General features: G+C 51.8%; 13 protein-coding genes and 1 tRNA gene. 10 read left to right on the top strand and 4 right to left on the bottom strand.

The window, feature by feature from the left end; all coding sequences use genetic code 11:
• Nucleotides 1-188 precede the first annotated feature (188 nt).
• The 5 genes from gltB to T496_RS15325 all read left to right on the top strand — a co-directional run bounded on the left by gltB (nucleotide 189) and on the right by T496_RS15325 (nucleotide 9,025).
• Nucleotides 189-4,835 carry a glutamate synthase large subunit gene (gene gltB / locus T496_RS0110505; protein WP_027450718.1) on the top strand — a complete coding sequence of 1,549 codons (4,647 nt, stop codon included), beginning with the start codon at nucleotides 189-191 and terminating at the stop codon, nucleotides 4,833-4,835.
• Nucleotides 4,836-5,006: 171 nt separating this feature from the next.
• A complete protein-coding gene (locus tag T496_RS0110500; protein WP_027450717.1) occupies nucleotides 5,007-6,455 on the top strand; it encodes a glutamate synthase subunit beta in 1,449 nt (482 codons plus the stop codon).
• A 15-nt stretch (nucleotides 6,456-6,470) separates the two neighbouring features.
• Entirely contained in the window at nucleotides 6,471-7,349 is an 879-nt protein-coding gene (gene dapF / locus T496_RS0110495) for a diaminopimelate epimerase (protein WP_027450716.1), read from the top strand.
• Between the two features lie 222 nt (nucleotides 7,350-7,571).
• On the top strand, nucleotides 7,572-8,807 hold the full coding sequence (locus T496_RS0110490) for an LL-diaminopimelate aminotransferase (RefSeq protein WP_027450715.1): 1,236 nt from the start codon (nucleotides 7,572-7,574) through the stop codon (nucleotides 8,805-8,807).
• Between the two features lie 83 nt (nucleotides 8,808-8,890).
• The gene (locus tag T496_RS15325; RefSeq protein ID WP_262499108.1) at nucleotides 8,891-9,025 is read left to right on the top strand and encodes a hypothetical protein; all 135 of its coding nucleotides are present in this window, start codon (nucleotides 8,891-8,893) and stop codon (nucleotides 9,023-9,025) included.
• A 414-nt stretch (nucleotides 9,026-9,439) separates the two neighbouring features.
• Here T496_RS15325 and T496_RS0110485 read toward each other — a convergent pair whose 3' ends face one another.
• Complete coding sequence (locus T496_RS0110485; RefSeq protein ID WP_027450714.1) at nucleotides 9,440-11,656, bottom strand: glutamine synthetase III family protein; 2,217 nt, start codon at nucleotides 11,654-11,656, stop codon at nucleotides 9,440-9,442.
• A 945-nt stretch (nucleotides 11,657-12,601) separates the two neighbouring features.
• On the opposite strand from T496_RS0110485, the gene T496_RS13970 reads away from it, so the two are divergent.
• Nucleotides 12,602-14,311, top strand: coding sequence for a leucine-rich repeat domain-containing protein (locus T496_RS13970; protein ID WP_155808865.1), 1,710 nt, complete (start codon nucleotides 12,602-12,604; stop codon nucleotides 14,309-14,311).
• Between the two features lie 187 nt (nucleotides 14,312-14,498).
• Nucleotides 14,499-15,047 carry a DapH/DapD/GlmU-related protein gene (locus T496_RS15355; RefSeq protein WP_044111099.1) on the top strand — a complete coding sequence of 183 codons (549 nt, stop codon included), beginning with the start codon at nucleotides 14,499-14,501 and terminating at the stop codon, nucleotides 15,045-15,047.
• 28 nt (nucleotides 15,048-15,075) lie between these two features.
• On the opposite strand, the gene T496_RS0110470 is transcribed toward T496_RS15355, so the two are convergent.
• From T496_RS0110470 to T496_RS0110460, 3 genes are all read right to left on the bottom strand, one after another.
• Entirely contained in the window at nucleotides 15,076-15,741 is a 666-nt protein-coding gene (locus tag T496_RS0110470) for an ABC transporter ATP-binding protein (RefSeq protein ID WP_155808864.1), read from the bottom strand.
• Nucleotides 15,738-16,685, bottom strand: coding sequence for a hypothetical protein (locus T496_RS0110465; RefSeq protein ID WP_155808863.1), 948 nt, complete (start codon nucleotides 16,683-16,685; stop codon nucleotides 15,738-15,740). The genes T496_RS0110470 and T496_RS0110465 overlap by 4 nt, the downstream gene beginning before the upstream one ends.
• 313 nt (nucleotides 16,686-16,998) lie before the next feature.
• A tRNA-Asn gene (locus T496_RS0110460) sits at nucleotides 16,999-17,072 on the bottom strand.
• Nucleotides 17,073-17,243: 171 nt separating this feature from the next.
• Here T496_RS0110460 and T496_RS0110455 point away from each other — a divergent pair.
• From T496_RS0110455 to nusA, 3 genes are all read left to right on the top strand, one after another.
• The gene (locus T496_RS0110455; RefSeq protein ID WP_081783621.1) at nucleotides 17,244-18,935 is read left to right on the top strand and encodes a S41 family peptidase; all 1,692 of its coding nucleotides are present in this window, start codon (nucleotides 17,244-17,246) and stop codon (nucleotides 18,933-18,935) included.
• A gap of 139 nt (nucleotides 18,936-19,074) precedes the next feature.
• A complete protein-coding gene (gene rimP, locus T496_RS0110450) occupies nucleotides 19,075-19,542 on the top strand; it encodes a ribosome assembly cofactor RimP (protein WP_027450709.1) in 468 nt (155 codons plus the stop codon).
• Nucleotides 19,543-19,555: 13 nt separating this feature from the next.
• Nucleotides 19,556-20,815, top strand: a complete 1,260-nt coding sequence (gene nusA, locus T496_RS0110445; protein ID WP_027450708.1) for a transcription termination factor NusA — start codon at nucleotides 19,556-19,558, stop codon at nucleotides 20,813-20,815.
• The last annotated feature ends 7 nt before the right edge of the window (nucleotides 20,816-20,822 follow it).

Below are 20,822 nucleotides of genomic sequence, written 5' to 3'. Positions count from 1 at the left end.
AAAAGACAAATAGAAGGTCGTTTTGTTGGGTAAATTACAAATTGTTAGTTTATAACGCCGAATACTTACAGATTGTTACTTTTGGGTAAAAAGTAGATAAAAACGTCAGCAGTATTGGCTAGTTTGTTGACAAATGTAATATCTTTGCACGCAAATTTTTAAAAAGTGTAAGATTAATAGAGGATAATATGACACAACGAAAACTAAACAATCAAGGTCTCTATCAAAGTGAATACGAGCACGATGCCTGTGGTGTAGGCATGGTGGTTAATATTCATGGCGGTAAGAGTCATGAGTTGGTGGACAATGCACTGAAGGTGTTGGAGAACATGGAGCATCGCGGTGCTGAGACACGCGATAAGACCGGCGATGGTGCTGGTATTATGGTGCAGATCCCCCACGAGTTTATTCTGCTTCAGGGCATCCCCGTGCCCGAGAAAGGAAAGTATGGCACAGGACTGGTGTTCCTGCCTAAGGATGCGCAGGCACAGCAGCAGATACTGAGCGTGATGATCGAGGAGATTGAGCGCGAGGGACTCACACTGATGCATCTGCGCACGGTGCCCACCAACCCCGAGGTGCTGGGTGTGGCTGCACGTGAGGTGGAACCAGACATCAAGCAGATTTTCGTGAAGAGGGGACCCACCCTCCATCCCCTCCCTGTAATGGAGGGGAGTGATTACACTCCAGACGAAGAGGAGAAGACATTCGAGCGCACATTATATATAATAAGGAAGAGAATCGAGAATAGGGTAGCCAAAATGGAAGAACTATCTACTCCCCTCCCTCACAGGGAGGGGCAGGGGGGAGAGTCCGATTTCTACATTTGCTCCCTCTCTTCTAAGAATATCATCTACAAGGGTATGCTCACCAGCGGACAGCTGCGTCGCTACTTCCCCGATTTGTCTAACGATTACTTCACGAGCGGACTGGCACTGGTTCACTCGCGCTTCTCTACCAACACCTTCCCCAAATGGAAGTTGGCACAGCCCTTCCGCCTGCTGGCCCACAATGGTGAGATCAACACCATCCGTGGTAACCGCGGTTGGATGAAGGCCCGCGAGAGTGTGCTCTCGAGCGAGGCGCTGGGTGACATCAAGGACCTGCGCCCCATTGTGCAGGACGGCATGAGCGACTCTGCCAGTCTCGACAACGTGTTTGAGTTCCTGATGATGAGCGGACTCTCGTTGCCTCAGGCCATGGCTATCCTGGTGCCCGAGAGCTTCAACGACAAGAACCCCATTTCTGAAGACTTGAAAGCCTTCTATGAATATCACTCTATCCTGATGGAGCCCTGGGACGGTCCTGCCGCCCTGCTGTTCAGCGACGGTCGCTATGCAGGCGGTATGCTGGATCGCAACGGCTTGCGCCCCAGTCGCTACACCATCACCAAACAAGGCATGATGGTAGTGGCCAGTGAGGTAGGCGTGATGGACTTCGAGCCCGGCGACGTGGTATCGAAAGGTCGTCTGCAGCCAGGTAAGATCCTGCTCATCGACACCCAGGAAGGCAAGATATACTACGATGGCGAGATCAAGGAACAACTCGCCAAGGCCCATCCTTATCGCGAGTGGCTGAACGAGAACCGCGTGCAGCTGGAGAAGCTGAAGAGCGGACGCAAGGTGGACAACGGTGTGGATCATCTGAACGCTAAGCTGGTGCAGTTTGGCTTCGGACAGGAGGATATCGACAAGACCATCATCCCCATGGCCACTGCCGGCCAAGAGCCCGTGGCTGCGATGGGTAACGACACGCCGCTGGCAGTCATCTCCGACCGTCCGCAGGTGCTGTTCAACTACTTCCGTCAGCAGTTTGCGCAAGTCACCAACCCCGCCATCGACCCCATCCGCGAGGAGCTGGTAATGAGTCTGACGGAATACATCGGTGCCGTAGGTACCAACATCCTCACGCCCGATGCCTCTAACTGTAAGATGGTGCGCCTGCCCCAGCCCGTTTTGACCAACACACAACTCGATATATTATGTAATATAAGGTATAAGGGATTCAAGACCAAGAAATTGCCAATGGTCACCTCCCCCGGCCCCTCCGAAGGAGGGGAGCGGCTGCGCAATGCGCTTGACAAATTGTGCAAGGACGCGGAGGCAAGCGTGGATGAGGGCGTAAACTACATCATCCTAACTGACAAGGTTGAAATCACCCCTCCTTCGGAGGGGCAGGGGGGAGGTTTCTACATCCCCTCCCTCCTAGCCGTCAGCGCTGTTCACCACTACCTGATTAGCGTGGGTAAGCGCGTGCAGACAGCTCTGATTGTGGAGAGCGGCGAGATTCGCGAGGTGATGCACGCAGCCCTGTTGCTGGGCTATGGTGCCAGCGCCCTGTGTCCTTACATGACCTTTGCCGTGCTCGACGATCTGGTGAAGAAACACAAGATTCAAGAGGAGTATGCTACTGCCGAGAAGAACTACATCAAGGCTGTGGATAAGGGTCTGAAGAAGATCATGTCGAAGATGGGTATCTCTACCATCCGCTCTTATCGTGGAGCCAAGATCTTCGAGAGCATCGGACTGGGCGAAGACCTGCTGCGCCGCTACTTCGGTACAGAGGTGAGCACCATCGGTGGTGTGGGCCTGAAGGAGATTGCCCGCGACGCCATTGCGCTGCACGAGGCTGCCAAGGAGCAGACCATGCTGCAGAACCAGGGCCTCTTTGCATGGCGCAAGGATGGTATCAAGCACGCCTGGAACCCAGAGACTATCGCCAAACTGCAACTGGCCTGTCGACAAGGCTCGTACGAGAAGTTTAAAGAGTGGTCAAAATTGGTTGACGAGAAAGAATCTCCCATCTTCTTGCGTGACTTCCTTCGATTCAAGAAAGTTACTACTCCCCTCCATGACAGGGAGGGGCAGGGGGGAGGGCCTTCCGTCTCCCTCGACGAGGTGGAATCCGTAGAGAGCATCGTGAAGCACTTCGTGACGGGTGCCATGTCGTTTGGTGCCTTGAGCATCGAGGCCCACGAGGCGCTGGCACTGGCTATGAACAAGTTGGGCGCCCGCTCTAACACCGGTGAGGGTGGTGAGGACAACGCCCGCTACCACACGGAGGTGGACGGCGTGAGCCTCAGTTCAAAGACCAAGCAGATCGCATCAGGACGCTTTGGCGTGACTGCTGAATACCTGGTGAATGCAGAAGAAATACAGATCAAGGTGGCACAGGGCGCTAAGCCTGGTGAGGGCGGACAGTTGCCCGGCTTCAAGGTGAACGACATCATTGCCAAGACCCGTAATGCCATTCCCGGCATCTCGCTCATCTCGCCACCACCTCATCACGATATCTATTCGATTGAAGACCTGGCACAGCTCATCTTCGACCTGAAGAACATCAATCCCACGGCTGCCGTTAGTGTGAAGTTAGTAGCCGAGAGTGGCGTAGGAACTATTGCCGCTGGTGTGGCTAAGGCAAAGGCCGACCTCATCGTGATCAGTGGTGCCGAGGGCGGCACGGGTGCTTCGCCCGCATCAAGTATGCGCTTTGCAGGTATCTCGCCCGAGATTGGTCTGGCCGAGACCCAGCAGACGCTGGTGGTCAATGGTCTGCGCAACCAGGTGCGCCTGCAGACCGACGGCCAGTTGAAGACCGCCAAGGATGTGATTATCATGGCGATGCTCGGTGCCGACGAGTTCTCGTTCGGCACACTGCCGCTCATTGTGCTGGGCTGTGTGATGATGCGTAAGTGCAACACCAACACCTGTCCGATGGGTGTGGCCACCCAGAACCCAGAGCTGCGCAAGCACTTTGAGGGTCGTGCAGAGTATGTGGTGAACTACTTCACCTTCCTGGCCGAGCAGGTGCGCGAGTACCTCGCTGAGATCGGTGTTCGCTCGCTGAAGGAGATTATCGGACACACCGAACTGATAGAGGTGAACACCGAGAACGCTACCGACAAGCAGAAGTCTATCGACTTTGCCCGATTGCTGCATAAGCCCGACACAGACAAGGCCCTCTATTGGGACCGTGGCGCATATACCAAGGTTACCGGTGTGAAGGATGAGGAGATTATCAAGGCTGCAGAGAAGGCTATCAACGATGGCGAGGAGATAACACTCGATTACGCCATCAAGAATACCGACCGTGCCGTTTCCACGATGCTCTCTGGTGTCATCGCCCAGAAATATGGCGAAGCCGGGCTGCCCGACAGCACGATCAACATCAAGTTCAAAGGCTCGGCCGGTCAGAGCTTCGGCGCGTTTGCCGTTCATGGCGTGAACCTGAAACTCGAGGGAGAATGTAACGACTATTTCGGTAAGGGCCTTTCTGGCGGACGTATCTCTATCCTGCCACCCGCCCGTCGCAGCAACGACTTCAAGGCCGAAGACAATATCATCGCAGGTAACACCGGTCTCTACGGAGCCACCAGCGGCGAACTCTACGTCAACGGTAAGGTGGGCGAGCGCTTTGGCGTGCGCAACTCGGGAGCTATCGCTGTTATCGAGGGTGCCGGCGACCACTGCTGTGAGTATATGACTGGCGGTCGCGTGGTGGTGCTGGGCAAGACCGGTCGCAACTTCGCTGCAGGTATGAGTGGCGGTGTGGCCTATGTCTATGACCCCGACCATACGTTCGACTACTTCTGCAACATGGATATGGTGGAACTCTCGCTGGTAGAGGACTCTGTGTCGCGCAAAGAACTGCTCGAGCTGATTCGTCAGCACTACCTGCACACGGGTTCGGCCTTGGCCGGACGCATGCTCGACGACTGGCATCGCCACATCGAGGACTTCATTCAGGTGGTGCCCATCGAGTATAAGCGTGTGCTCGAAGAGGAGAAGATGGCACGTCTGCACGAAAAGATTGCCGACATCCAGCGCGACTACTAAAAATTGAAGAATTAAAGAATGGAAGAATTAAAGAGAATTTCAATTTTTCAATTTTTCAACTTTTAAATTTTAAAAAAATGGGAAATCCAAAAAAAAATTGAAGAATTAAAGAATGGAAGAATTAAAGAGAATTTCAATTTTTCAATCTTTCAACTTTTAAATTTTAAAAAAATGGGAAATCCAAAAGCATTCTTAGAGATACATCGCCAGGAGGCGGGCTACCGTCCTATCAACGATAGAATACACGACTTTGGTGAAGTGGAACAGACGCTCAGCGTCCGCGAACGTAAGTTGCAGGCTTCACGCTGCATGGACTGTGGTGTGCCCTTCTGCCACTGGGCCTGTCCGCTGGGCAACAAGGCGCCCGAGTGGAATGAGGCTCTGTATAAGGGCGACTGGGAACTGGCCTACAAGCTGTTGAGCAGCACCAACCCCTTCCCCGAGTTCACCGGCCGCATCTGTCCGGCCCTCTGCGAGAAGGCTTGCGTGCTGAACCGCTTTAACCACGAGCCAACCACCAACCGCGAAGATGAGTGTGCCATCATCGAGATGGCTTTCCAGGAGGGTTTTATCCAGCCCAAGACCGATATCGTTCGCAACGGAAAAAAGGTGGCTGTGATTGGTGCTGGTCCTGCCGGACTGGCTGCCGCCAACGACCTGAACCACATGGGATATACCGTCACCGTATTTGAGAAAAACGAAGCTGCAGGCGGATTGCTGCGCTACGGTATCCCTAACTTTAAGCTGAACAAGGCAGTGATCGACCGCCGCATCGCCCTGCTGGAGCAGGAGGGCATCGAGTTTAAGTACAACGTTGAAGCCTCCCCAAGCCCCTCCGAAGGAGGGGGTGTTGAGATACATTTATCCAATGTTTCAGGGAACAATTCCGATGCTTCAGGTAATCAAACATCCCCTCCTTCGGAGGGGCTTGGGGAGGCCTTCGACGCCATTGTCATCGCATCAGGCACCCCCACCGCCCGCGATCTGAAAGCCCCCGGCCGCGAATTGAAGGGCGTGCACTATGCCCTCGAACTGCTGGCGCAGCAGAACCGTGTGCTGGCTGGCATCGAGTTCTCGAAAGACGAGCGCATCAGCGCCAAGGGTAAGGATGTGCTGGTGATTGGTGGTGGCGACACCGGTAGCGACTGCATCGGTACGGCCCACCGTCAGGGTTGCAAGAGTGTCACCCAGATTGAGATTATGCCTCGCCCCGTGGAAGGTCCTGAAGACCCACAGAACCCCTGGCCCAACTGGCCCCGCACGCTGAAGACCACCTCTTCGCACGAAGAAGGATGTACGCGCCGCTGGAACATCAACACGCTGGAGTTCCTGGGTAAGGACGGCAAACTGACGGGCGTCAAGGTGCAGGAGATTGACTGGAAACCCAATCCCGAGGGTGGTCGCCCCATCATGGTGGAGAAGGGCAAACCCGAGATTATCAAGGCCGAGCTCTGCCTGCTGGCCATGGGATTCCTCAAACCCGAGCATCCCGAATATCCCAAGAATGTCTTCGTCTGTGGCGACTCAGCCAATGGTGCCTCGCTCGTGGTGCGTGCGCTGGCCAGCGGCCGACAGACAGCACAGAAGGTGCATGACTTCCTCGCTCAGAACACCCATTAATCCCCCGTTTATCCTATGCGCAAGATCAAATTCACCAAGATGCACGGTTGTGGCAACGACTACATCTATGTTGACACCACGCAGTATCCCATTGCCGACCCCGTGACAGCTGCCATCCAGTGGAGCGACCGTCATAAGGGCATCGGTTCCGACGGACTGGTGCTGATAGGCAAGTCGCCCATCCCCGAAGCCGATTTCACCATGCGCATCTTCAATGCCGACGGCAGCGAGGCGATGATGTGTGGCAATGCCTCGAGGTGCATCGGCAAATATCTTTATGAGAAGGCCAACCCCTGGTCCCTCCCTGTAAGAGAGGCGGATGGATACCTGGAGGCCGAGATTCGATTGCTCACGCTGTCGGGTATCAAGCGGCTCCATCTCCACATTGTCAACGAGAGCGTGGAGAGCGTCACGGTGGATATGGGCGAACCGGTTTTAGAGGACGATAAATTATTCACCCCAAATCTATCAACACCCCTCCCTCACAGGGAGGGGCAGGGGGTGGGTCTCTTTGTCTCCATGGGCAACCCCCACTACGTCATCTTCACCGACGACGTCGATCAGGTAGAGACCAAAGGTCGCGCCCTGGAGGTTCATCCCGCCTTCCCCCAGCGCTGCAACATCGAGTTTGCATCTCCCCTCCCTTCGGAGGGGCAGGGGGAGGCTTCCATCCGCACCCGTGTGTGGGAGCGTGGCAGCGGCATCACCCAGGCCTGTGGCACGGGTGCTTGCGCCACAGCCGTGGCAGCAGCTCTGACTGGCAAGGCTGGTCGCACCTCGCAGATTGTGATGGATGGAGGCACCCTCAGCATTGAGTGGCGCGAGAGTGATAACCATGTCTATATGACGGGCCCCGCAGCCTTCGTCTTCGATGGCGAGATTACGGCCCCCTAAGTTCTTGGACGAGCCAAGCGGCAAAGCCGAGCGAGGGGGCAACAGGGGTTTGAACAGGCCAAAGTCCCCTTCATAAGGGGATTTAGGGGTCTGAACAGGCTCTCTTACACATAATATTAACAATTAACGGGAAAGACACGAGGGGCGTTCAGACCCCCAACCCCCTAACTTAGGGGGCTCGCGTTCAGACCCCCATCCCCCTAACTTAGGGGGCTTAGATATATGGCACTAGTCAACGAACATTTTCTGAAACTGCCCAACAACTATTTGTTTGCAGATATAGCCAAGAAGGTCAACGCCTTCAAAGTAACACATCCCAATGCCAACGTCATCTCGATGGGCATTGGCGACGTCACCCAACCCCTCTGCCCCGCTGTGATCGAGGCCATGCACAAGGCCACCGACGAGATGGCTACGCATCAGGGTTTCCGCGGTTACGGTCCTGAGCAGGGCTACGACTTCCTGCGCGAGGCCATCCTAAAGAATGACTTCCTGCCTCGTGGCATCCATCTGGACATCGACGAGGTCTTTATCAATGATGGCGCCAAGAGCGACACCGGCAACATCCAGGAGCTTATCCGCTGGGACAACTCCATCGGTGTCACCGACCCCATCTATCCCGTGTATATCGACTCCAACGTGATGATAGGTCGCGCCGGAACGGTGCAGAACGGCCTGTGGTCTAACGTGGTTTATATGCCCTGTAATGCCGAGAATGGTTTTACGCCACAGTTGCCCAAGCAGCGTGTTGACGTGATCTACCTCTGCTATCCCAACAACCCCACGGGTACGGTCATCTCAAAACAGGAGTTGCGCAAGTGGGTGAACTACGCCCTGAAGAACGACACACTGATTTTCTACGATGCTGCCTATCAGGCCTTCATCACCGACCCCGACGTGCCCCACAGCATCTACGAGATTCGTGGTGCCCGCAAGTGCGCCATCGAGTTCCACTCCTATTCCAAGACCGCTGGTTTCACTGGCGTGCGCTGTGGCTACACCATCGTGCCCAAGGACCTCACGGCAGCCACCATCGACGGCCGACGCATTGCCCTGAACCCCTTGTGGAACCGCCGTCAGTGCACCAAGTTCAACGGCACCAGCTACATCTCGCAGCGCGCTGCCGAGGCTATCTACACCCCCGAGGGCAAGCAGCAGGTGAAGCAGACCATCGACTACTACATGCAGAACGCCTCCAAGATGCTCTGCACACTGCGTGCTGCCGGCTTCGAGTGCTACGGAGGCGAGAACGCACCTTATATATGGATGCGCACGCCCGAGGGCACCACTTCGTGGCAGTTCTTCGAGGAGTTGCTCTACGGTGCCAATGTGGTCTGCACGCCAGGCGTAGGCTTTGGTCCCAGTGGCGAGGGCTATGTGCGCTTCACAGCCTTCGGTACCCACGAGTCCACCGATGAGGCTCTGGAGAGAATTCAGAAATGGAGTGCTGGTAAATAAGCCAGGATAAGACCCCGGCCCCCCTCCTAACCTCCGGCCCCCCTCCTAACCTCCCCAAGGGGGAGGAATGGTTAGACTTTTAAATGGAAGATGATAGACAGCAAAAAAAGAAACGATTAGCAGTAAATGAAAGACTAAAAACCGCCCCTTATTCTAGTTTTTTTGCAGAAGTTGTTGGTGAATGTGAATTCATCAACAGCTTTTTTTTTGATGCATGAAATGATTGGGCTATTTCCCTTGTGATATAACAAAAACCATATAAAACCCCTTTTTGAGACAGAAGCCTCTATCGAGTCTTTAACGGTGTTGGTGGATGACTAGCTCGTGAACAAGTTCACGGCCCGTCTTCCACCAATACCGTTACCCCATTCTGGGGCTGTCTGTCTCAAAAAGGAAAAACCGCGGACCTTCGGTCCTAAAAACCAATTTGGATATCCCGCAAGGAACAAAAGAATATAGCACCAAAAGCCAAAAACTATCCATTCCTCCCCATACAGGGGGAGGTTAGGAGGGGGTCTGGAGGTTAGGAGTGAGTCTGGAGGTCTAGTTATAAATGAAATTTGCCCGAAACTGTCTCAGCTTCGGGCAAATGCGTTCAATAACAAGGAATGACCTTGGACGAATTAAAAAGGTTATCTGATAAATAATAGTTCGCGATATTTAGGCAGTGGCCAGAGAGCATCGTCAACGATCAGTTCCAACTTGTCGATCTGATAACGAATTTCGTCGAGCTTAGGCTCTACCTCGTCGTGATAGGCGATGGCCTTCTCGTGCTCACTCTCTATCTTGTTGGCCTTCTTGCGAGCATCTACCAGCTCTTCCACGCCCTTCTCAATGGCGAAGGTGCGCTCGGCTATCTCCTGAATAATCTTCTTGTTGCGAGCAGAGAGCTTGTCGGCAGTATCGATGGGGAACACCACTGCCATGTTGTTCAGGTTCTTCAGCAGCTCGCTCTGATAGCGTGTGGCCACGGGGATGATGTGGTTCATCGAGATGTCGCCCAGCACGCGTGCCTCAATCTGGATCTTCTTGGTGTAGGTCTCCCATTTCACCTCGTTGCGTGCCTCCAGCTCCTTCTTGGTCATCACACCCAGGCTCTCGAACATCTTGATGCTGGCGTCGTCGAGATAGCGCTCGAAGATCTTCGGACAGCTCTTCTCTACGTCCAGACCGCGCTTCTCTGCCTCGGCTACCCACTCGTCGCTGTAGCCGTTGCCGTCGAAGCGGATGGGCTTACAGGTCTTAATATCCTCGCGCAGTACGGCGATGATGGCGTGGAAGGTGGCGCTGTGGTCGGTGCCCTTCAGTTTCTCGGTGAACTCGGGGATGCGGGCATCTACGCGTTTCTTGAAGTCGGTCAGAGCCTCGGCTACGGCACTGTTCAGAGCGATCATAGCACTGGCGCAGTTGGCCTCGCTACCCACGGCGCGGAACTCAAAGCGGTTGCCGGTGAAGGCGAATGGCGACGTACGGTTGCGGTCGGTATTGTCGATAAACAGCTCGGGAATCACGGGGATGTCCATCTTCAAGCCCTGCTTGCCGGCCATGGCCAGAATATCATCTACGTCGGCCTTCTCGATGTGATCCAGCAGCTCGCTCACCTGCTTGCCCAGGAAGCTTGATACGATGGCTGGGGGAGCCTCGTTGGCACCCAGACGGTGTGCATTGGTGGCACTCATGATAGAAGCCTTCAGCAGACCGTTGTGGCGATATACACCCATCAGTGTCTCTACAATGAAGGTAGCAAAGCGCAGGTTGGCCTCGGGGGTCTTGCCGGGTGCATGCAGCAGGATGCCGTTGTCGGTGCTCAAGCTCCAGTTGTTGTGCTTACCGCTACCGTTGATGCCAGCAAAGGGCTTTTCGTGCAGCAGCACGCGGAAACCATGCTTACGGGCGATACGCTTCATCACCGACATAAGCAGCATGTTGTGGTCCACGGCCAGGTTGGTCTCTTCGAAGATAGGAGCCAGCTCAAACTGGTTGGGAGCCACCTCGTTGTGACGTGTCTTCACGGGGATGCCCAGCTCCAGTGCCTCAAACTCGAGGTTCTTCATGAAGGCCTGCACACGCTCGGGGATAGCACCGAAGTAGTGGTCGTCCATCTGCTGGTTCTTGGCTGAGTCGTGACCCATCAGGGTGCGGCCCGTCAGCAGCAGGTCGGGGCGTGCGGCATAGAGGCCCTCGTCCACGAGGAAGTACTCCTGCTCCCATCCGAGATTCGAGGTTACCTTCTTCACCGTAGGATCAAAATAATGGCAAACATCAGTAGCGGCCACGTTGACAGCATGCAGGGCGCGCAGCAGTGGAGCCTTGTAGTCGAGCGCCTCACCGCTATAACTGATAAACACAGTGGGGATACACAGCGTGTCGTCTATAATGAATACGGGCGATGTGGGATCCCAAGCAGAATAACCACGAGCCTCGAATGTAGAGCGGATACCACCAGAGGGGAACGAAGAAGCATCAGGCTCCTGCTGAACGAGCAGTTTTCCAGAAAACTCCTCTACCATACCGCCCTTGCCATCGTGCTCAATGAATGAGTCGTGCTTCTCGGCAGTACCCTCAGTCAGGGGCTGGAACCAGTGAGTATAGTGAGTGACGCCATTCTCTGTGGCCCACTGCTTCATGCCGATAGCCACTGCGTCGGCCACAGCACGATCCAGACGGGCACCATTGTCGATGACATCCACCATCTTCTCGTACACGTCCTTGGGCAGATACTTGTACATCTTCTCACGATTGAAGACCTTCTTGCCAAAGTACTCGTAAGGTCTCTCACTAGGGGCTTTTACGTCGAGGGGCTTTTTCTTGAATGCCTCGCCGACAACCTGAAATCTTAATGCTTCCATAATAATTTTATATCAGATGCTTGTTACACATTAAATTACACTTTGCAATGAATTCGCTGCAAAGGTACGACAATAAGAAAGTAAATCACTTCGCAGTGAAACACATTTAATCTTCTTTTTTATCAAAAATAACAATCTGTTATATTCGTACCCCTTTTTCTTGCAAATTGAAAGTTAGACCCCAAATAGAAAGCCCGATGTGAAAGTTTTGCGCCTGCAATGCCCCCGCAAAGCTCTACTTCCCACACGTAGTAGTGCCGCTCTTACTCCCCCAAAGTGCCCCTATCACCACGCAAGAGTGGCGCTATTGATCTGCAAAAGTGCCACTATTGACCTATGATATCATTGCTTTTGAGTGGCAATAGTGCCACTTTTATTCTCGTTCTAGAGTCTAGAAATGATGATTCTAAAGTCTAGAAAAGGTGATTCTAAAGTCTAGAAAGCTACATTCTAGAGTCTAGAAATAGTGATTCTAGAGTCTAGATTGAAATCAAAACTTAAACTATTGCATTGCAAAAGCTACACCATTGCACTGCAATTGTACCCAAATAGCGATGCAATTCTATAGCTTTTAAGAGATTATGGGTCCAGGGTGACATCATGGTCTGATAAAAAAAGTTGTGATAATTTGGGGATTACAAAAATAGTTTATACATTTGCAATTGAATTACAGAAAGTAGAATAACCCCAAATGTGTAGCTGCCTATGATATAGACATTACTACAAAGGGACATATAGGATGAATATCCACTTTTGATTCTTGTTCTCTGAAATCGGCAAAATTCAAGAACAGCAAGAACTGAAGTAGATGGTTCACGCCGTTTGGCGTGGGCATTTGCTCGTTTAAGCTGTAAGGTGTTTGCCGATACCTAGAGAACATAGACGAAGCGATTGTCCACGTTTTTTTGTGCAAATTACTAACATAATATAAATATAGACATAATTATGGAGAACAAAAGATTTTGGAGCGCCCTTTTGCTTACAGTATTGGTTTTACCCTTGATGATTTCATGCAGCAAGGATGATGACCTAGAAAATGAAGGTTACAATGTAAATGTGGTGGTGAAGGATGACGGCACTACCTCAAATGGTAGTATTTTCTCTGCCATTGACGATAAGAACTTTTACGTTGACTACATTAAGTATTCTGTCAAAGAAGGCCATCTGGTTGTCACTGGCTATGATAAGACAAGATTTAAAGGAGAGGCAATAATTGTTTCGAGTGTCACGTACAAGGGAAATACCTACAAAGTCTTAGAGATTGACCGAGAAGTCTTCGAACTCTGCACGGGCTTGACGTCCATCATTATTCCCAACAGCGTGACCAGCATTGGTAGCTATGCCTTCTCTGGCTGCACGGGCTTGACGTCCCTCACTATTCCCAGAAGCGTGACCAGCATCAAAGGCAATGCCTTCTCTGGCTGCACTGGCTTGACGTCCATCACTATTCCCAATGGCATGGCCAGCACCGGCTACGCTGCCTTCGCTTACTGTACTGGCTTGACGTCCATTACTATTCCCAATAGCGTGACCAGCATAGACAGCGAAACCTTCAAGAATTGTACTGGCTTGACATCCATTACTATTCCCAATAGTGTGACTAGCATCGGCTACGCTGCCTTCGCAGGATGCACAGGCTTGAAGTCCCTCACTATTCCCAGAAGTGTGACCAGCATCGGTGGCCATGCCTTTAGTGAGTGCACAGGCTTGACGTCCATCACTATTCCTAACGGCGTGACCAGCATCGGTTACGATGCCTTCAGAGGTTGCACTGGCATGATGTCCGTCACTATTCCCAAAAGCGTGACCAGCATTGGCAACGAAGCCTTCGAAGATTGCAGTGCTCTTGAACAAATAATTGTTGAGCAGGGGAATACTGTTTATGATTCAAGAGACAAATGCAATGCCATTATCGAAACAGAATCAAATACGGTTATACGAGGGTGTAAAAATACAATAATTCCCAAAAGTGTGACCAGCATTGGTAGCTGTGCCTTCTCTGGCTGCAAGGGCTTGACGTCCATTATTATTCCCAACAACGTGACCAGCATCGGCTACGCTACCTTCTCTGGCTGCACAGGCTTGACGTCCATCACTATTCCCAACAGCGTGACCAGCATTGGTAGCTATGCCTTCTCTGGCTGCACAGGCTTGACGTCCATCACTATTCCGAATAATGTAACCAGCATCGACTACGCTACCTTCATGAACTGCAAGGGCTTGACGTCCATCACTATTCCTAATAGCGTGACCAGCATTGACGACTATGCCTTCTCTGGCTGCACTGGCTTGACGTCCATCACTATTCCCAATAGCGTGACTAGCATCGGCAACTCTGCCTTCTATGGCTGCACGCGCTTGACGTCCATCACTATTCCCAATAGCGTGACTAGCATCGGCAACTCTGCCTTCTATGGCTGCACGCGCTTGACGTCCATCACTATTCCCAATAGCGTGACTAGCATCGGCAACTCTGCCTTCTATGGCTGCACGCGCTTGACGTCCATCCATTGCCAGGGTGCGACTCCTCCTACAATCTATGATCCCTTTGATACACAAACATGCTTTTCCGCCACCTTGTATGTTCCGACAGGTTGCCTCAATGCTTATAAAGAAAGTTATTGGTACCGTTTTAAGAATATTGTGGAGGAATAAGCGAAGATTATAGGGATAGGTTTGAAGTAAACCCAAGAAGTAGAACGTAGCTTCTTGGGCTTACTTCAGTTTTTTCGTTTTTTTGTCTCATCTGTCTGATTTATTTGGAAATATTGTTTATATTTGCAGCAGAATTGATGAATAGCGTAAGAGAATGAATCATAATCTTTTTTAAATAATAAATGGTATGTTTGACGTAATTGATGCCACAGGATCTGGCTACCACGATGACCCTCGGATGCGAGAAGTGGAAGCTGAAATGATACGTAGTCATGAACTATGCCTGAAAATTTCCTCCAAGAAACCAACTGATCCCGATTATAAGAGCTTATTGGAAGAACTGTTTCGGTGTGAGATTGATGATAGCGTAGCTATCGTTTCACCGTTCTATTGTGATTGCGGCTGCAGGATGACTATAGGAAAGCATATAACCATCAACAAGGGTGCCACGATTCTCTCGCCAGGCAGGGTGGTGATAGAAGACCATGTGCTGATAGGTCCCGAGGTTAAGATTGCTACGGTAGATCATGATCTGTACGACCGGCACAACTTGTTCCATTTTGGACAAGTGACCATCAAAGAGAATGCCTGGATTTGCATCGGCGCCATCATCTGTCCGGGTGTTACCATTGGAAAAAATGCCGTTGTTGCCGCTGGCGCGGTTGTAACCAAAGATGTGCCCGACAACGTCGTAGTAGGCGGCAACCCCGCCCGAATCATTAAAAGAATTAAGTGACAGATCTAACCAACATAAGGTCCATGCCCTAGTCGCCAGCCGAAAGGTATTCTTCGAGGATGTGGTGCTCGATGGAGTCGGCAGACATGCCGGAGAAGTCGGCGACGACTTTGCCTTTGTGAATATATGTGATCTCGTCGCAGATGTCAGAGATGGCGGAGATGATGTGCGAGGATAGGATGACGCACTTTCCCTTGGTCTTCAACTCCTTTAGCCACTGACGGAGAACGATGGTGCCGGCAAGGTCGATGCCGTTGAATGGCTCGTCCATGATGACGACATCGTTGTCCTGAAGCATGAGCGCCATGAGCATCAGGCGCTTCTTCATGCCTAAGGAGTATCGGCTGGCGTATTTGTCGAGGGGCAGGGCAAATTTCTCGTTTAGCTTGTTGATGGCCTCTCGACTGACGGTCTTTCCTTTGGCGCGAAGACAGAACTCAATGTGCTCCATGCCGGTGACGTATGAATAGAAGAAGGGCGTGTCGTTCATGTAGCCTACCTGGCAGTTCTCGCCGATGACGACGGTGCCATCGTATGATTCGATGCCGGCAATACATCTGAACAGAGTGCTTTTGCCAGCTCCGTTCTCGCCCATGATTCCATATACCTTGCCTTCGCAGAAGGAATGGCTAAAGTCGTCAACGATGGTTGACTTGCCATATTTCTTTGTCAAGTTGTTAACTTCTATCATCATTTGAATTTCTTTATTGCTGAATAGGCATAATAAGCCAGGACTACCGATGTGACGATGGAGAACGGCATAACGAGTGGCACAATCAGTGAGGCGAAGAATATGGCATTCAGGACCATAAACGCAAACGCTAATATGATGTCATTGCCGCCGTTGGCTCTGTCGCTCAACAAGCATAGCATCTCCACTTGAAACAACAGTAGGATGGTGCCAAGATAATATAATGCTCCAAAACGGGAATCGACAAATAGTAGGCTTATTATAAATGGAAGGAAGATGATGCACGTGTTTCTCAGAGCGAAAAGGAGTTTTAGCTGGAGAAACCTTGAGGCGCTCTTGTAGTGAAACAGATACTCTACGTGCCATTCGCGCATCAACAGCATGCTCATGACTGTAGCTGCAATCAGACTGACTGCCACTACCAGATTCCGATTCCCGATGTATGCACCAATCGCTCCGCCAGCCATGAGCAATAAGAATAGAGGTAGGGACAGGCGCCCGGCCCGATGGTACTCGTAGCTGCCGGAGGTCAGGCAAGGGAATGTGGGAAGACGCAAAGAGAAGCCTCCGCTCGGTATCGCGTACACCATCGGCAGAGGTAGCAGTAGGATTGCTGTGGCCCAAAGCTCGCCGCGGAAGAGGAAGAAGCATAGAAAGGGGATTGATAGAAGCGCGTATTCTATGGTAAACAATAGCTGCGTCTGCTTCACGCCGAAAAGGGCATAGAGGAATGCAGCATCGCCACGCACGAAATGAAGCCCAGGCAACAAGAGGGTATAAAGTGCCACACTGTAGTAGATGGGGGAGGCGATGAGTCCTGAAATCATGTATGCAGACAGGAACAGAAGAAGTAGTATGGCTGGGATGGCCACGAATCCCAGTTCCTTGATCATTCGCCAAAGGCGTTTCACTCTCAGTGTGAAATATAGTTTTAGTATATCGTTCATGTTATATCTTCTTGATTCCAATTTGAGCCGAATGGACTGCCAATTCTCGGCGTTTTGCCGGCCTGGTGGATGGCTTTCGGGTGCCAATAGTTCGGCTGTCGCTCTGTCTCCAGACTCTGGCTGCTTTGCAATACTTACCGAATTGCGATGCAATACCATAACTATTAGACGCAGAAACAGCAGCTTTTGCTACACAAAACGGCTACTTTTATTGGGTCAATGCTTAAAGATCAACTTTCAATGGTTTAGTGTTTGCTTGTTCATTTCAATATTGCTACAAACAAAAAATCCTCAACCGAAGTTGAGGATTTTGCGCTTCAGGATGGGCTTGAACCAACGACCCCCTGATTAACAGTCAGGTGCTCTAACCAACTGAGCTACTGAAGCAGTGTTTGCTTGTTTGCGGGTGCAAAGGTAAGACGTTTTTTTTAATTACGCAAACTTTTTCGAGAAAAATTTGCGAGAAAAGCGAATTTTTTGCAAAAAGTTACTGCTTTTCGCCCGTTTTTGGTGGTAAAGGTGTAAATTTGCAGCCGAAAAAGAAATAAAAAAAAGAGTATGATGACGAAGCTGATAAAACGCTTGTTGCTGAGCATAGTGGTGCTTTGCTGTCAGCAAACGATAGGTTTGGCGCAAGCAAACCATAACCTTGAGGTGGGCAAAAGCATGGATATCTTTAATGCCCTGTACAGCAATCTGGACTTGTTCTATGTGGACACACTGAACCCCCAGCAGACGATGACGGCTGCCATTGACGGCATGCTGCGCTCGCTGGACCCCTATACCGAATACTATCCTGAGACCGAGACCAAGAACCTGCAGATGATGCTGACGGGTAAGTATGCGGGTATTGGTGCGATGATCAAGTACCACATGGGACTGAAACGCGTGGTGATAGACGAGCCCTATGAGGGGATGCCTGCTGCTGAGGCCGGCGTGAAGAAGGGTGATATCATCCTGGCGATAGACGACTCGGTGATGACCGACAAGCAGGTGAGCTACGTCAGTTCGCATCTGCGTGGCGATGCCGGCACGAGCTTTATATTAAAGGTGAAGCGCCCCTCGACAGGAAAGGTGATGAAGTTTAAGATCACGCGTAAAAACATCAAACTGCCCGAGCTGCCCTACTACGGCATGCTGGCTGATGAGGAAAAGAAGATAGGCTATATCAACCTGAACCAGTTTACGGAGGGGTGTGCCAAGGGTGTGCGCCGTGCCTTCGTGGAACTGAAGAAGCAGGGCGCCGAGGCGCTGGTGTTTGACTTGCGCAGCAATGGTGGCGGCAGCGAGATGGAGGCCGTGGACATTGTCAATCTGTGGGTGCCCCAGGAACAGACCGTGGTGGAGAACCGCGGTAAGGTGCGCCAGGCCAACCGCGTATACAAGACGCGACTGGAGCCCGTGGACACGGTGATGCCTCTGGTGGTGCTGGTGAATGGCGAGACGGCTTCGGCATCGGAGATTACGAGTGGCTCGCTGCAGGATTTAGACCGTGCAATCATTATAGGTACGCGTACGTACGGTAAAGGATTGGTGCAGGTGCCGATGGATCTGCCCTATAATACGAATGTGAAGATTACCACGTCGAAATACTATATCCCATCGGGCCGTTGCATTCAGGCCATCAACTACAAGCGTGGTGAAGGTGGGGGCTATAAGGAGCGCATCGCCGACTCGCTGACGCACGTGTTTTATACCCGCAATGGTCGAGAGGTGCGCGATGGCGGTGGCATCAAGCCCGACGTAGAGGTGAAGAACGACACGATGCCTAATATCGTGTACTACCTGTCGGTGGGCGGACTGGATTCCACCGAGGTGATGTTCGACTATGTGGTGGACTACATCGCCAAGCACCCGCAGATAGCTGCTCCACGAGCGTTCCACCTCACGGAACAAGACTGGCAGGAATTTAAAGAGCGCGTGGTGAAGAGTGGTTTTACCTACGATGCCATGAGCAAAAAGCAGTTTGACGAGCTGGTCAAAGCTGCCAAGTTCGAGGGCTACTATGACGAAGCAAAGGATGCCTTCGACGTGCTGGAGAAGAAGCTGCAGCACGACGTGGCCAGCCAGTTGGATAAGCATCGCGCCACCATTCAGCAGATGATAGAGCTGGACATTATCTCGGCCTTCTACTATCAGAAGGGTAGCATCGAGGCCGGACTGGCCTACGACAAACAGTTGAAAGAGGCTGTTCGCATCCTGAAGTCGGAGGATGAAATGAAGAAGATTCTTGAACCTCAGAAGAAGTGAAACTATAAGTTTTTTAGGCAGTTAGCATAAAAAAGATAGTAAAAATTTGTTTGATTCGGGAAAAAGTATTATCTTTGCACCCGTTCAGTGGAATGAGAGACTCGAAAGGGTCTCTCATTTCTTTATAAATTGACGTTAAATGATAACGAAAGAGACAGTAAAGACATTAGTGGAAGAGTGGCTGACGGAGAAAGGCAACTACTTCCTGGTGGACATCCAGATGGATGGCGATCGTATTGCTATTGAGATTGACCATGCAGACGGTGTCTGGATTGAAGATTGTGCAGAGCTGAGCCGCTTTCTGCAGGACAAGCTGGGCGAAGAGCTGGGCGAGTATGAGATGGAAGTAGGTTCGGCTGGTATCGGCCAGCCCTTCAAGGTGGAGCAGCAATACCTGAACCACGTCGGTGACGAGGTAGAGGTGTTGACCGCCGATGGCAAGAAGCTGACGGGTGTGCTGAAGGCCGTTGAGGGTCGTCAGTTCACGGTGACGGTGCTTGAGAAGCAAGTGCCAGAGGGCAAGAAGCGCCCTGTGAAAGTGGAAGTTGACAAGCAGTTCTCAATGGACGAGGTGAAGTCAACGAAATATGTGTTAGCATTCAAATAAAAACAAAAGAATAATGGCAGTTAAGAAAGAAGAGAAGGGTCCCAGCATGTTTGAGACCTTCCAGGAATTTAAAGAGACCAAGAACATAGATCGCACCACACTGGTGAGCGTACTGGAGGAAAGCTTCCGTAACGTACTAGCAAAGATGTTTGGTTCTGACGAGAACTTCGACGTAATCGTGAACCCCGACAAGGGTGACTTCGAGATTCATCGTCACCGTATCGTTGTAGAAGACGGTGAGGTGAAGGACGAGAACAAGGAGATCGCACTGTCTGAGGCCTTGAAGATTGAGCCCGACTATGAGGTAGGCGAGGAAGTGAGCGAGGAAGTGGACTTCACTAAGTTTGGTCGCCGTGCCATCCTGAACCTGCGTCAGACACTGGCTTCAAAGATTCTGGAGCTTGACCACGATGCCCTCTACCAGAAGTACAAGGACAAGGTGGGCACCATCGTTAGCGGCGAGGTTTATCAGATCTGGAAGCGCGAAGTGCTGCTGATGGACGACGAGGGCAACGAGCTTCACCTGCTGAAGGCCGAGCAGATTCCTGCAGACAGCTACCGCAAGGGTGAGACCGTGCGTGCCGTGGTGAAGGAGGTGAACAACGACAACAACAACCCCCGCATCATGCTGAGCCGCACCAGTCCTGAGTTCCTGAAGCGCCTGTTGGAAGCCGAGGTTCCCGAGATTGCCGACGGACTGATTGCTATCCGCAAGGTGGCCCGCATGCCGGGAGAGCGTGCCAAGGTGGCCGTAGAGAGCTTCGATGATCGTATCGACCCAGTAGGCGCTTGCGTAGGTGTGAAGGGTAGTCGTGTGCATGGCATCGTTCGCGAGCTCTGCAACGAGAATATCGACGTGATCAACTACACCAGCAACGTACAGCTGTTTATTCAGCGCGCACTGGCACCTGCCAAGGTTACCAGCATCAACCTGGACGAGGAGAACAGCAAGGCCGAGGTTTACCTGCAGCCTGAGGAAGTTTCACTCGCCATCGGTAAGGGCGGTATGAACATCAAGTTGGCCTCTATGCTGACCGAGCATACCATCGACGTATTCCGTGTGGTTAACGAAGGCGAGAGCGACGAGGATATCTACCTCGACGAGTTCAGCGACGAGATCGACCAGTGGGTTATCGATGCCATCAAGGCACTGGGTTACGACACCGCCAAGGAGGTACTGAACGCTCCCCGTGAGTTGCTCATTGAGAAGGCCGACCTCGAGGAAGAGACCGTCGATCAGATGCTTGAAGTACTTCGTTCGGAATTCGAATAAGAAGGCT

Origin of the sequence: Xylanibacter brevis P6B11 (assembly GCF_000621825.1) — a bacterium.
Taxonomy (GTDB): Bacteria; Bacteroidota; Bacteroidia; order Bacteroidales; family Bacteroidaceae; genus Prevotella; species Prevotella brevis.
This window is presented reverse-complemented; position numbering and strand designations above follow the sequence as displayed.